General features: G+C 70.8%; 11 protein-coding genes and 1 pseudogene. 3 read left to right on the top strand and 9 right to left on the bottom strand.

What is annotated here, in order from left to right:
• Positions 1-23 precede the first annotated feature (23 nt).
• Positions 24-626 (bottom strand): hypothetical protein, encoded by a 603-nt coding sequence (locus OG202_RS10965; RefSeq protein ID WP_326583910.1) that lies wholly within the window; start codon positions 624-626, stop codon positions 24-26.
• Positions 627-961: 335 nt separating this feature from the next.
• Here OG202_RS10965 and OG202_RS10960 point away from each other — a divergent pair, with 335 nt between their 5' ends.
• On the top strand, positions 962-3,781 hold the full coding sequence (locus tag OG202_RS10960; RefSeq protein WP_328222640.1) for a penicillin acylase family protein: 2,820 nt from the start codon (positions 962-964) through the stop codon (positions 3,779-3,781).
• A gap of 57 nt (positions 3,782-3,838) precedes the next feature.
• Here the strand turns inward: OG202_RS10960 and OG202_RS10955 are convergent, their stop codons facing one another.
• Positions 3,839-5,158 carry a serine-threonine protein kinase gene (locus OG202_RS10955; RefSeq protein ID WP_328222639.1) on the bottom strand — a complete coding sequence of 440 codons (1,320 nt, stop codon included), beginning with the start codon at positions 5,156-5,158 and terminating at the stop codon, positions 3,839-3,841.
• A gap of 98 nt (positions 5,159-5,256) precedes the next feature.
• Positions 5,257-6,510: an exo-beta-N-acetylmuramidase NamZ family protein gene (locus OG202_RS10950; protein ID WP_327730456.1), complete on the bottom strand. Its 1,254-nt coding sequence runs from the start codon at positions 6,508-6,510 to the stop codon at positions 5,257-5,259.
• 228 nt (positions 6,511-6,738) lie between these two features.
• Here OG202_RS10950 and OG202_RS10945 point away from each other — a divergent pair, with 228 nt between their 5' ends.
• Both OG202_RS10945 and OG202_RS10940 read left to right on the top strand, forming a co-directional pair.
• Positions 6,739-7,503, top strand: a complete 765-nt coding sequence (locus OG202_RS10945; protein ID WP_327732296.1) for an SDR family oxidoreductase — start codon at positions 6,739-6,741, stop codon at positions 7,501-7,503.
• A gap of 141 nt (positions 7,504-7,644) precedes the next feature.
• Complete coding sequence (locus tag OG202_RS10940) at positions 7,645-8,238, top strand: TetR/AcrR family transcriptional regulator (protein ID WP_326583914.1); 594 nt, start codon at positions 7,645-7,647, stop codon at positions 8,236-8,238.
• Between the two features lie 524 nt (positions 8,239-8,762).
• Here the strand turns inward: OG202_RS10940 and OG202_RS10935 are convergent.
• From OG202_RS10935 to OG202_RS10910, 6 genes and pseudogenes are all read right to left on the bottom strand, one after another.
• The gene (locus OG202_RS10935; protein WP_328222638.1) at positions 8,763-9,977 is read right to left on the bottom strand and encodes an acyl-CoA dehydrogenase family protein; all 1,215 of its coding nucleotides are present in this window, start codon (positions 9,975-9,977) and stop codon (positions 8,763-8,765) included.
• A 5-nt stretch (positions 9,978-9,982) separates the two neighbouring features.
• Positions 9,983-11,017 carry a phosphotransferase family protein gene (locus tag OG202_RS10930; RefSeq protein ID WP_328224667.1) on the bottom strand — a complete coding sequence of 345 codons (1,035 nt, stop codon included), beginning with the start codon at positions 11,015-11,017 and terminating at the stop codon, positions 9,983-9,985.
• A 187-nt stretch (positions 11,018-11,204) separates the two neighbouring features.
• On the bottom strand, positions 11,205-12,116 hold the full coding sequence (locus tag OG202_RS10925) for an MBL fold metallo-hydrolase (protein WP_328222637.1): 912 nt from the start codon (positions 12,114-12,116) through the stop codon (positions 11,205-11,207).
• Between the two features lie 137 nt (positions 12,117-12,253).
• Positions 12,254-12,551, bottom strand: a pseudogene (locus tag OG202_RS10920) (hypothetical protein).
• Between the two features lie 181 nt (positions 12,552-12,732).
• Positions 12,733-13,050, bottom strand: a complete 318-nt coding sequence (locus tag OG202_RS10915; protein ID WP_326583918.1) for a DUF202 domain-containing protein — start codon at positions 13,048-13,050, stop codon at positions 12,733-12,735.
• The gene (locus OG202_RS10910) at positions 13,047-13,439 is read right to left on the bottom strand and encodes a YidH family protein (protein WP_326583919.1); all 393 of its coding nucleotides are present in this window, start codon (positions 13,437-13,439) and stop codon (positions 13,047-13,049) included. Before OG202_RS10910 ends, OG202_RS10915 begins: the two co-directional genes overlap by 4 nt.
• Positions 13,440-13,447 lie beyond the last annotated feature (8 nt).

Raw genomic sequence — 13,447 nt, 5'->3', positions numbered from 1 at the left:
ATCCCCGGCGCACCCCCGCCGCGCTAGGCCGAGACCAGCAGCCGTCCGCGCCTGGACTCCGCCAGGGCCTCGGAGGTGAGCACCGGCCGTGGCACCACGATTCCGCATTCCGTGCAGACCGGGCCCGAGGACGGTTCGTGGGCCAGGTCGTACATCCAGACGAGGCGCTCGCCCTCGCACACCGGGCAGGTCGAGCCCGGTTCGCGCTCCAGCGCGGCGATGAGCCGGCGCAGCACCTCCGCCATCGGTCCATCGGGATGGACCTTCGGGTCGTCGCACCAGGCGACTCCGAACCCGCCCCAGGTCAGCCGGTGCCAGTCGTCGACACTGCCCGGCCTGCGCAGCCCGTCGTGCTTCTCCTTCTTGCGGCGCTGCGCGAACTGCACCTCGTAGTCGAGCCAGACGGAGCGGGCCTCCTCCAACTCGTCCAGTGCGGCCACGAGCCGCGCTGGATCGGGGTCGCGGTCCTCGGGGCCGAACCCGGCCCGTGAGCACAAGTGGTCCCAGGTCGCCCGATGTCCGTAGGGGGCGAACCGCTCAAGGCACTTGCGCAGCGAATAGCGCCGCAGTGCCAGATCGCACCTGGGATCTCGCACCTGTCTTGCCAGACTCCGGAAACCGGCCATCGCCCTGCACCTCCGTCACACCTGCACCTGAACTTCGGTCACTTCGGCGTCGTCGTCGGGGACGTCGCCGAATAGACGTATCGACACGCGATTCGGCTCCATCCGATTTCCGATGACCTCCATAAGTCGTCTGCTGAGCCGTTCACGGACCGTTCCTGCCTACGCCTGACTGCCTCTGACTTCTTCTTGTCTGCTTACGACTACTTCTGAGTACCTGTTCACGCTGTCAGTCACCTGTCCGTTGGCGGTGATCCTAAAAACGTGACGCATGTTCATCTTCAAAGCCGGGGATACCGGCGGTAACATCCGGCCCACCCCCGTCGGGAGGAGCTGCCATGCCCTGGCGCACCCCACGCACCTCACGCAACGCACCGGACAGAGTGAGAACTCCCCGTAGATTCCCGGAGTTCCTCAAGGCCGCCTCCATATGCGCACTCGTTGCCGGTCTTTTGTCGCCTCTTTCCCCAGCTGCCCCGGCCGCGGCCGCCGACACCGACGCCGACGCCGTCAAGGCGGCAGCGGTGACGGACCACTGCGGCGGCCAGTGCTCCGACATCCTGCCGCCCGGGCAGAACGGCAACGCCACCCTCGCCCAGATCCTCCTCAACCAGGGCTTCGGCTCCATGCCGGAGAACGCGAGCAACCAGCTCGGCCCCTACAACAACCTGGCCACCGGCTACCCGGGCCTCACCAACTCCACGATCAACACCTTCTTCAACGACGCCTCCTTCGGCGTCGCCTCCGACCAGGTCGCCTCCACCCTGAACCCGGCAGGCCGCACCGACGTCACGATCGTCCGCGACAAGAAGACCGGTGTGCCGCACATCACGGGCACCACCCGCTACGGCACCGAGTTCGGCGCGGGCTACGCGGCCGCCCAGGACCGGCTGTGGCTGATGGACGTCTTCCGGCACGTCGGGCGCGGCAAGCTGACCCCGTTCGCGGGCGGTGCCGCGTCCAACCAGGGCCTGGAGCAGGAGTTCTGGCGCCACGCCCCCTACACCGAGGCCGACCTCCAGGCCCAGATCGACAAGGCGGTGGCCTCCAACGGCGAGCGCGGGCAGCTGGCCCTCGCCGACGTCAACGCCTACGTCGCCGGCATCAACGCCTACATCGACGCCTCCGACAGCGGCCGCTACTTCCCCGGCGAGTACGTCCTGACCGGCCACAAGGACTCCGTCACCAACGCCGGCACCATCGAGAAGTTCAAGCCCACCGACCTGGTCGCCCTGGCCTCCGTCATCGGCGCCCTCTTCGGCTCGGGAGGCGGCGGCGAGGTCAACAACGCCCTGTCCCTGCTGGCCGCCCAGGAGAAGTACGGCGTCACCGAGGGCACCGAGGTCTGGGAGTCCTTCCGCGAGCGCAACGACCCCGAGGCCGCCCTCACCGTCCACGACGGCAGCTTCCCCTACGCCACCAAGCCCGCGAACCCGCAGGGCATGGCGCTTCCCGACGATGGCACCGTCACCGAGGAACCGCTGGTCCACGACCGCACCGGCAGCGCGGCCACGGTGGCCTCGACGAGTGTCTCCTCCGAGGCCACCGACAGCGCCCTCAGCTCCGCCCGGCGCGGCATGTCCAACGCCCTCGTCGTCAGCGGCGAGCACACCGCGAGCGGCCGCCCCGTCGCCGTCTTCGGGCCCCAGACGGGTTACTTCGCCCCGCAGTTGCTCATGCTCCAGGAGATCCAGGGCCCGGGGATCAGCGCCCGCGGCGCCTCCTTCGCCGGCCTGAGCATGTACGTCGAACTCGGCCGGGGCCAGGACTACGCCTGGAGCGCCACCACCTCGGGCCAGGACATCATCGACGCCTACGCCGTCGAACTGTGCCAGGACGACGTGCACTACCTGTACCACGGCACCTGTACGGCCATGGAGAAGATCGAGCAGACCAACGCCTGGAAGCCGACCACCGCCGACGACACCCCGGCCGGCTCCTACCGCATGCAGGTCTGGCGCACCAAGTACGGCCCCGTCACGCACCGCGCGACGGTCGGCGGCAAGAAGGTCGCCTACACCACCCTGCGCTCCTCGTATCTGAACGAGGCCGAGTCGATCATCGGCTTCCAGATGCTGAACGACCCGGACTACGTCAAGGGCCCCGAGACCTTCCAGAAGGCCGTCCAGAACATCAACTACACCTTCAACTGGTTCTACGCCGACTCCACCCGCACCGCGTACTACAACAGCGGCGACAACCCGGTGCGCCCCGCGAACGTCGACCCCGAGTTCCCGGCCTGGGCGCAGGCGGCGTACGAGTGGCGGAACTGGAACCCCGCCACCAACACCGCCGACTACACCGCCCCCTCGGCCCACCCCAACTCCCTCGACCAGGACTACTACATCTCCTGGAACAACAAGCAGGCCAAGGACTACACCACCGCCCCCTGGGGCAACGGCTCCGTCCACCGCGGCAACCTCCTCGACGACCGGGTGAAGCGACTGGTCGCCGCCGGCGGCGTCACCCGGGCCTCGCTGACGAAGGCCATGGCCGAGGCGGGCCTCGCCGACCTGCGCGCCGAGGACGTCGTCCCGGACCTGCTGAAGGTCGTCAACAGCAGCACGGTCACGGACTCCACGGCCGCCGCGGCGGTCGCCAAGCTCCAGACCTGGGTCACGTCCGGCTCGAAACGCACGGAGACCTCCGCCGGCTCCAAGACCTACGCCAACGCCGAGGCGATCCGCATCCTGGACGCCTGGTGGCCGCTGTTGGTGAAGGCCGAGTTCGAACCAGGCCTCGGCACCGACCTGTACACCGCCATCACCGCCAACCTCCCCATCGACGAGTCCCCGTCGGCCGCGCACGGCCCGACCGGCTCCCACGCCGGCAGCTCCTTCCAGTACGGCTGGTGGAGCTATGTCGACAAGGACATCCGCTCGGTGCTGGGTGAGACGGTGCGGGGCCCGCTGGCGGACCAGTACTGCGGCGGCGGCAGCCTGAGCGCCTGCCGCACCCTCCTGATCAACACCCTCAAGGAGGCGGCCGGCAAGACCGCCGCGCAGGTCTACCCCGGCGACGAGTACTGCTCGGCGGGCGACCAGTGGTGCGCCGACTCGATCATCCAGCAGCCTCTCGGAGGCATCAAGCACAACAAGATCAGCTGGCAGAACCGGCCCACCTATCAGCAGGTCGTGGAGTTCACCTCGCACAGGTGAGCCCCGGTGAGCGAGTGAGTGAGCGAGTGAGTGAGTGAGTGAGGCGGCGGGCCGGGATCAGACGATACGGCCCGCCGCCAGCACCACCCGGGCCAACTCCCGGTGGCAGATGTCGCTGTGGGCACCGGACGGCGCGCCGCCGCGCCGCACCACCGCCGCCGCGTCGATGTTCACGCAGCCCGCTGTCGGCAGCTGGGCCTTGAGGGCGTCGGCCAGCTTGAACGACCGGGTGCCCTTGACCGCCCGCACCCCGCCGTAGCCGAGGGCGCCCCACTTCGCGCCCAGCAGGCTGTTCACGCTCAGGCCCAGCACGGTGCGCGCGTCGCCCGCCATCCGGGAGGCCAGCGGGTAGATCGTGCCGAGCGCCGAGTCGTGCTTGGAGTGACAGCACACCAACGGGCCGTCGATCCGCTTCTGTTGACCGTTCAGCACGCCGCTCGCGCGTGCGTCGTGGGGCAGTCGCGCCGCGAACGCGTAGTGGGAGAAGGCCGCCTGAAGGAGCGTCACCGACTTCACGGAGTGCACCCCTTCAGGCAGTCCGCGCAGTGCGAACGACACGAGACGCGCGCCGAAGCTGTGCCCGACGAGGTGCACCCGTACCTGCGGCGCGGTCCTCGCGAGCTGCCCGAGCAGCCGCCCCAGCCCACGCTCGCCGACCGTCCCCGCCCGGCGCTTCATCTCGAAGTACGTGGCCTGACGCAGGAGTTCATGGGCGCCGTCCCAGGCCTGGGGCGGGGTGACGGCGGCCCCGGTCATCACCCCCGGGACCTCGACCTCCGTCAGCGCCGCAGCGAAGTCCGCGCACACCCGCACCGCGTCCCCGCACAGCATCCCGGGTGTGCCCTCCGGCACCCCCTCCGTGATGGTGTCCGCCGTGAACGCGCCCTGCGGCCCCTGGGGCGGCACCTCCACCAGCAGCCGTACGAGCCGCCCGAACTCCTCCAACGAGGCGCCTTCGTCCGGTCGTTGGTCCAGCAGCCGGGCGAGCTGCTCGACGACGGTGGCCCGCCCGGGGAAGACCTCCAACAGGGCGTGCCGGGTGTTCTTGTCGAGCGCGGGACGGCTGGGCGCCGCGGCCGGGACCGGCTTGAGGTCCGGGATCGGCTCGTCCGAGAACCGCATCGAGGGCCACATCACCCCGACGTAGCCCAGCCTCGCCTTCGGCGCGAGCTCCGGGAACGGGGCGAGGAAGCTGCTGTAGAGCCGGGTCGCGCCGGACCGGTCGTTGTTCCAGCCGTGTGCGAAGACGACCAGATCCACGACCCCGCGCTCCCCGACCCCGGCGAGGAGCCGGTCCCGCTGACCGGTGTCCACGTCCCCGTCCGCGTCGAAGGTCAGTTCCCAGTAGGGAGTCACGCTCATTCCCGGATCCGCCATGACGAGCCCCCTTCGGCCCCCGTTGGTGGTGCGCTCAGGCGCATGGTCCTGCGGGCGGCGAAGGATGGCCGTACGTCGCGTACGGCCCTTGGCGCCGACTACCGGTACAGCAAGTACTCCTTGCGCACCCTGCGGAACGCGGCCAGCTCCTCCTGCCAGCCCGCCACGACCTCGTCCGTGTCCGCCCCCGCGTCGATCATCGTCCGCACCCGCGCCGAACCGGTCAGCTTGTCGATCCAGTTGTCCGGCCGCCAGGCGAAGCCGCTCCAGACCTTCCTGGCGGTCACGAGGAGGCCGATCCCGGTGCGTACGGGGTCGTACGCGGCCCGGTCGTGGACGTGGATCTGTACGCCCCCGATGGTCTTCCCCTGGAACTTGGAGAACGTCGGCGCGAAGTACGCCTCCCTGAAGTGCGCGCCGGGCAGGCCGAGTTCGTTCGCGGCGGCCGCCCACCGCCGGTCGACGCCCTCCGCGCCGAGCAGCTCGAACGGCCGCGTGGTGCCGCGCCCCTCCGACAGGTTCGTCCCCTCGAAGAGACACGTCCCGGAGTACACGAGCGCGGTGTCCGGCGTCGGCATGTTGGGGCTGGGCGGCACCCAGGGCAGCCCGGAGTCGTCATGGAACCCCGAACGCCTCCACCCCGACATCAGTACGGTCTCCAGCGCCACGGGCGTGGTCAGGAACTCTTCGTTGAACAGCCGTGCCAGCTCCGCCACCGTCATCCCGTGCGCCTGCGCGATGGGCTGCCGTCCGACGAACGTGGCGAACTCCTTGTGCAGCACGGGCCCTTGAGCGCTCCGCCCGGTCACCGGGTTCGGCCGGTCCAGCACGACGAAACGCTTTCCGGCCGACTGGGCCGCCTCCATGCAGTCGTACAGCGTCCAGATGTACGTGTAGAAGCGGGCGCCCACGTCCTGGATGTCGAAGACGACGGTGTCCACGCCGGAGGCGGTGAAGATGTCCGCGAGGGGGCGGCCGCTCTTCAGGTACGTGTCGTAGACGGGCAGCCCGGTCGCCGGGTCGTCGTAGCGCCCCTCGGAGCCGCCGGCCTGGGCGGTGCCGCGAAAGCCGTGCTCCGGGCCGAAGACGGCTCTGAGGTCCACGCGGTCGTCGGTGTGCATCACGTCGACGATGTGGCGGGCGTCCCTGGTGATGCCGGTGGGGTTGGTGACGATGCCGACCTTCTGGCCGCCGAGGAGTTTGTAGCCGTCCTGCGCCAGGCGCTCGAAGCCGGTGCGCAGCCCTTGGCGGGCCGCCTCGGCCGGGGGAGCGGCGGTGAGGCCGGCCGTGGCTGCCGTGGACGCGGTGGCTGCCGTGGAGGCGGCGAGGAAGGTGCGGCGGGAGAGGTGCATGGGGTGACCTCCGGGTCGCGGTCGCGGAAACGGCCTACAGGCAAGCTAAGCGCCCCTGCAGGTGGTTTGTAACCTGCCACGCGGTTGTGGCTGGTCGCGCAGTTCCCCGCGCCCCTTCGGGCGCTCCTGCGGGACGTGGTATCGAGTGGCTCTTCTCTGGCACATACCGACCGGTTAGTCTGGCAGTCGCAGTGGAGCCGTTCGGGTGTGTCGTGTCGAGGGAGAGCGATCGTGGATGTCGTGCAGGGTGCGGGTGTGGTCGTCACAGGAGCGGGCGGTGGGATCGGGGCCGCCCTGGCGCGGCGGTTCGCGGCCGAAGGGGCCCGGGTCGTCGTGAACGACCTGGACGGTGACCGGGCCGAGGCCGTGGCCGACGAGATCGGCGGGATCGCGGTGCCCGGGGACGCGTCCTCGATCGTCGCCGAGGCGAGGGAGGCGCTGGGCGGCACGGTGGATGTGTACTGCGCGAACGCGGGACTCGCCTCCGGCGGTACGGAGGCGGCCGACGAGAAGGTCTGGGCGCTCGCCTGGGACGTGAACGTGATGGCGCATGTCAGGGCGGCCCACGAGCTGCTGCCGGCGTGGCTGGAGCGGGGCAGCGGGCGTTTCGTGTCGACGGTCTCGGCGGCGGGGCTGCTGACGATGATCGGCGCGGCGCCCTACAGCGTCACCAAGCACGGGGCGTACGCCTTCGCCGAGTGGTTGTCCCTCACCTACCGGCACCGGGGCGTCAAGGTCCACGCGATCTGCCCGCAGGGGGTGCGCACCGACATGCTGACCGCCTCCGGCAGCGCCGGCGACCTCGTCCTCACACCGACCGCGATCGAGCCGGAGGACGTCGCCGACGCGCTCTTCGAGGGCATCGACAAGGACCGCTTCCTGATCCTGCCGCACCCCGAGGTGGCCGGTTTCTACCAGGCCAGGGCAGCCGATCCGGACCGCTGGCTGACGAACATGAACCACATCCAGCGGAAGTGGGAGACGACGGGCTGACCGCCCTGCCCGGCGGCCGGGTGCCGGAGAGTGGGATGATCCTCCGGCGGGGGCGCCCGATTCCGGCCGGTCGGGGAACCGATCGAGGACCGGCGGGCGACCAGTAGGCGACAACAGAACCTCGGAAGGCAGGTGGCGGCAGTGCCCAGGACGACGGACGGCGACGGTACGCCCGTACCGCAGCGGCTGCTGGCCGCCGCCACCCGGCTCTTCGCCGAGCGCGGCTACGACCGCACCTCCGTGCAGGAGATCGTCGAGGCGGCGGGCGTCACCAAGGGTGCGCTGTACCACTACTTCGGTTCCAAGGACGACCTGCTGCACGAGGTGTACGCGCGTGTGCTGCGCATCCAGCAGGAGCGGCTCGACGCGTTCGCGGGGGCCGACGCGCCCGTCGAGGAGCGGCTGCGGGGTGCCGCCGCCGATGTCGTCGTCACCACCATCGACAACCTCGACGACGCGATGATCTTCTTCCGGTCCATGCACCACCTGAGCCCCGAGAAGAACAAGCAGGTCCGCGCGGAACGCCGCCGCTACCACGAGCGCTTCCGTGCGCTCGTGGAGGAGGGGCAGGAGGCGGGCGTCTTCTCGAAGGCGACCCCGGCCGACCTGGTGGTCGACTACCACTTCGGCTCGGTCCACCACCTGTCGACGTGGTACCGCCCGGATGGCCCCATGGGCCCGCAGGAGGTCGCGGACCACTTGGCGGACCTGCTGCTGCGCGCGCTGCGGCCGTAGGGCGCGTGCGCGCCTGGGCGCGTGGGCGCGTGGGCGCCTGACAGCTCGGGGGGTTCGGTCGGTCTGGCGGGCGCGGGCCCGGTGGGGCTTCTCGCGCAGTTCCCCGCGCCCCTGAAAAGCAGGGGCCGCGCCCCATGCTTCTCGACCCGCAGCCCCGTGGCCTTCCGGCCTGCAGCCCCGTGGCCTTCCGGCCTGCAGCCCCGTGGCCTTCCGGTCCGTAGCCCCGTAGCCCCGTAGCCTTCCGGCCTGTGGCCTCCAGGCCCGTAGCCCTGTCGCCTTCGGGCCCGTAGCCCTGTGGCCTTCAGGCCCGGAGCCCCGTGGCCTTCCGGCCCGCAGCCCGGTAGCCCCGTCGCCTTCCGGCTCGCAGCCCCGTAGCCCCGTGGCTTTCAGGCCCGTAGCCCCGTGGCCTTCCGGCCTGCAGGGTTGTGGTCTCTCGGGCCCGCAGGGCCTGGTCTTTCAGGGGCGCGGGGAACTGCGCGACCAGCCCCCACCGGACCCGCACCCGACAACGAACCCCCCGCCGCTCACATGTACCGCTTCAGCTCCCGTCGAGCCAGCGACCGCTGGTGCACCTCGTCGGGCCCGTCCGCGATCATCAGCGTCCGCGCCCCCGCGTACAGCTCGGCCAGCGGGAAGTCCTGGCTGACACCTCCCGCGCCGTGCAGCTGAATGGCCCGGTCGATGATGTCCACGACAGTCCGCGGCGTAGCGATCTTGATCGCCTGAATCTCCGCGTGGGCCCCCTTGTTGCCCACCGTGTCCATCATCCACGCCGTCTTCAGCACCAGCAGCCGCAACTGCTCGACCGCGACCCGCGCATCGGCGATCCAGTTGTGCACGACCCCCTGCTGCGCCAGCGCCTTGCCGAAGGCCTCCCGCGCCACCGCCCGCCGGCACATCAGCTCGATCGCCCGCTCGGCCATCCCGATGAGCCGCATGCAGTGGTGGATGCGGCCGGGACCGAGCCGCGCCTGCGCGATGGCGAAACCGCCGCCCTCCTCGCCGATCAGGTTGGCGGCCGGCACCCGCGCACCCTCGAAGACGACCTCGGCGTGGCCGCCGTGGGAGTGGTCCTCGTACCCGAAGACCCGCATCGCGCGCTTCACCGTGACGCCCGGAGTGTCGCGCGGGACCAGGATCATCGACTGCTGACGGCGGATGTCGGCCCCGTTCGGGTCCGTCTTGCCCATCACGATGAAGATCTGGCAGTCGGGGTTCATGGCCCCGGAGATGTACCACTTGCGCCCGCTGACGACGTACTCGTCGCCGTCCCGCTCGATCAGCGTGGTGATGTTGGTGGCGTCCGAGGAGGCCACCTCCGGCTCGGTCATCGCGAAGGCCGACCGGATCTCACCGGCGAGCAACGGCTCCAGCCACTGCTTCTTCTGCGCCTCGTCGCCGAACTGGCTCAGCACCTCCATGTTGCCCGTGTCGGGCGCGGCGCAGTTCAGCGCGGTCGGCGCCAGCTGCGGGGACCGCCCCGTGATCTCGGCGAGCGGCGCGTACTGGAGGTTGGTGAGCCCGGCCCCGTACTCGGAGTCGGGCAGGAAGAGGTTCCACAGGCCCTGCCTGCGGGCCTCGGCCTTCAGGTCCTCCACCACGGCCGGGGTGTCCCACGGCGAGGCCAGCTCGGCCCGCTGCTCCTCGGCCACGGCCTCCGCCGGGTAGACGTACTCGTCCATGAAGGCGAGGAGCTTGGCACGCAGCTCCTCCGTGCGGGCGTCGAATGCGAAGTCCATGCTGGTCAGCCTTCCTGGGAGCCGGTGCGAAGAGTCGTCAGGCCGTGTTCGATGAAGACGGGGACCAGGTCGCCGATGCGGTCGAAGCCGCGGCCGACCGTCTGGCCGAGGGTGTACCGGTAGTGGATGCCCTCCAGGATCACGGCGAGCTTGAACCACGCGAACGCCGTGTACCAGGACACCGAGGACACGTCACGGCCCGAGCGGGCCGCGTACCGCTCGACGATCTCGGCCGGATCCGGGTGCCCGGCGGCCGCGGCGGTCGTGGAGACGGGCGAGTCGGGCATGGCGAGCGGCACGCTGTACATCACCAGCAGGCCCAGGTCGGTGAGCGGATCGCCGAGCGTGGACATCTCCCAGTCGAGGATGGCCTTGATCCGGTCGTCGTCACCGAGCAGTACGTTGTCGAGCCGGTAGTCGCCGTGGATGACCGTCGGGGCGGGGGAGGGGGGGAGCTGCAGGCCGAGGGCCGCGTGCAACTCGTCGATGCCGGCCAGCTCGCGGTTGCGGGACGCGGCCAACTGCTTGCCCCAGCGGCGCAGTTGCCGGTCGAGGAAGCCCTCCGGGCGCCCGAAGTCGGCGAGGCCCACCTCGGCCGGGTCCACCGCGTGCAGTTCGACGAGGGTGTCGACCAGGCCCAGCACGGCGGCCCGGGTGCGCTCAGGACCCAGCGGGGCCAGCTGGTCGGCGGTGCGGAAGGGGGTGCCCTCGACGAAGTCCATGACGTAGAAGGGCGCGCCGAGCACGTCCTCGTCCTCGCAGAGCAGCACCGGACGCGGCACCGGTACGTTGGTCGGGTGCAGCGCGCTGATCACGCGGTGCTCGCGCTTCATGTCGTGCGCGGTGGCCAGCACATGGCCCAGCGGCGGCCGGCGTACGACCCACTTGGCGGTGCCGTCCGTGACCTCGTACGTCAGGTTCGACCGCCCGCCCTCGATCAGCCGGCCGGTGAGCGGGCCGCCCACGAGTCCGGGCCGCTCGGCGTCGAGCAGGGCGCGGAGCCGGTCGGGATCGAGACCTGGCGGGTGGTCTGGGTGCATCATCGCTCCTCCACGCGGGTTACCGGGACCCTCTCATGATGCCGACCGGTCGGTATGTCGTCCAGTGGGTGACACGAAAGTGATCGGAGTCTCGACGGGATCCGGCCGGAAAGCCGGATCCCCACCCGGTCGTCGGCGTCCGGTCGTCGGCGCCCCGGCCACCCGGCCCGCCGACTCCTCCCGGGCGTCACGCGTGGCAGGTCATCATCTCCCCGCCGTTGATGGTCGCCATGTCCATGAACCCGGCGAACGGGTCGACGCCCTCGCCCTCCGGTGCTCCGTCCAGCTCGGCGTACGCCCGGCGCAGGTTCGCCACCAGCCGCTCGCTCTCCGGCAGCGCGGCGTACTCCCCGAGATCCGTGTTCCGCGCCGCTTCCAGGGGCGTGAGGCCCGCCGCGTGCGACTTCTCGGCGATGTCGGCCACGAACCGCATGTACCGCTCGGCCTTGTCGAACGCCGACGGGTCGGTCACCGGCCCGTGCCCCGGTACGACGGTCTCGGCGCCCAGCTCGCGCAGCAGCGCCAGCGCCCGCAGCGAACCGCTCAGCGACCCCATCAGGAAGAACGGCGTTCCGCCCTCGAAGACCAGGTCCCCGGCGAACAGCACCCGCCGGTGCGGCAGCCAGACGACCGAGTCGCCGACCGTGTGCGAGATGCCCGGGTGGATGACCTGCGCCTCGATGTCACCGACGTGGAGCGTCACGCGGTCGTCGTACGTCAGGTCCGCGCCCTGGATGCCGACGTCGCCGAAGTCGGTCTGCGGCCACAGCAGATGGAGGTGCTGCCCGCTGGCGAGGGCCTCACGGCGGCAGGCCGAGTGCGAGACGAGGGTGGCGGCCGGCGTGAAGAAGCCGTTGCCGTAGGTGTGGTCCCCGTGGTGGTGGGTGTTGACCAGGAGACGGGGCCTCGGGACGCCGGTCGCGTCGAGCGCGGCGCCCAGGGCGCGGGTCCGGCGCTCCGTCGCCGCCGTGTCCACGAGCAGAGTGGTGGTCCCGTCACTCACGAAACCGGAGTTGTTCAGACACCACCCGCCGTCCGGCTGCACATACGCGTACACGTCGCTCGCGAGCTCGACGGTGTACGGCTCTCCTGCGGTCATAGTGAACCCCTTCATCCCCCGAAGCGTCGCCAACTGGTGGACAGAGCCTGCCAGTCGGCGATGATCCGGGAGAATCCGGGGTGTACGGAAACGGTGCGGGTGATGCCGCTGGTGCCCGCCGCCGGCCGTCGGTGGCGTCAGTGGTCGTCCCAGTGCCCGTCATGGGCGGCGTGACGGTGTCCGTCGTGCAACGTAGTCCACGTGGTCCCCGTGCGTGACCGTCGGGTGCCCGCAGTCCTCGCCGTGCTCGTGGGCGTGGCCGTCGTGCGCGGTGTGCCCCTTCGGCTCGCACTCGTCCCAGTGCCCGGAGTGCTCGCGGTGCAGATGCCCGTCGTGCGCGTAGTCGGTGTGGTCACCGTGCGGTACGGCGGTGTGTCCGCAGGCCGGACCGTGGGCGTGGTCGTGGACGGGGTGTTCCTGGTGCAGGGTGGTCATCGCGCTCACCTTCGGTGGTACGGGGGTGACATGACCAGGCTAGTCACAGAAGTCCCGGTTCTTCCTTTTCGAAACCCCATGCACACACCAAGGCTTGCCCCCGCTTCGGTTTGCTCGATCGCTCCCGTCGCTGTGCCACGTCCCGTCGCGCGGCGGGGTCCCGGGATGTCAGGGCGCGGTCTCAGGACACCAAGGCCGCGCCGCACACCGCTAGGGCGATCACGCACAGGACCGCCGTCACGGCGGTCCGGGGCGCGAGGACGGGCGGTCGGGAGGCCGACAGGGCGTGGATGCGGCGGTGGGCGAGCGCCAGGAAGCCCAGCCACAGCACCGCGCACAGGGCGGCGGCCACCACACCGGCCGTCGACGGCCCGCCGTGCAGCGCGGACTTCGCGGCGAGCACGGCGATCACGGCACCCGTAAGGGTCGTACGCCGCCAGGCCAGCCGGGTGCGTTCGGGCTGGAGCCCCGGGTCACGGGCGGGAGAGGCGAGACTCATCCCTCCCACCCGAGCAGCACGACGGCGACCATGGCGACGGCGACCACGGCGACCACGAGGCTGAGCATCGCCGGGAAGCGCGACACCGGCAGGTCCTCCCCGCGCCGCATCGCCCGCTCGCAGCGCACCCAGTGGTTGACCGCCCGCAGCGCGCACAGCACCCCGGCCGCCAGCAGGGCGAGCGCGAGCCCGACGCGCCAGCCCCAGCGCAGGTCCGGCAGGAACTGGTCCACCGCGAAACCGCCGCCGATGAGCGCGAGCGAGGTGCGCAGCCAGGCCAGGAACGTCCGCTCATTGGCCAGGGAGAACCGGTAGTCCGGGGTTCGGCCGTCCTCCCGGACCTCCGCGGGGACGAACCACAGCCGGACGTTCCGTGCAAATTCGATCACGTACAGGA

The organism is Streptomyces sp. NBC_00310 (genome assembly GCF_036208085.1).
GTDB lineage: Bacteria > Actinomycetota > Actinomycetes > Streptomycetales > Streptomycetaceae > Streptomyces.
Note: the sequence above shows the minus strand (reverse complement) of the source record. Positions and strands in the feature narration are given on the sequence as shown.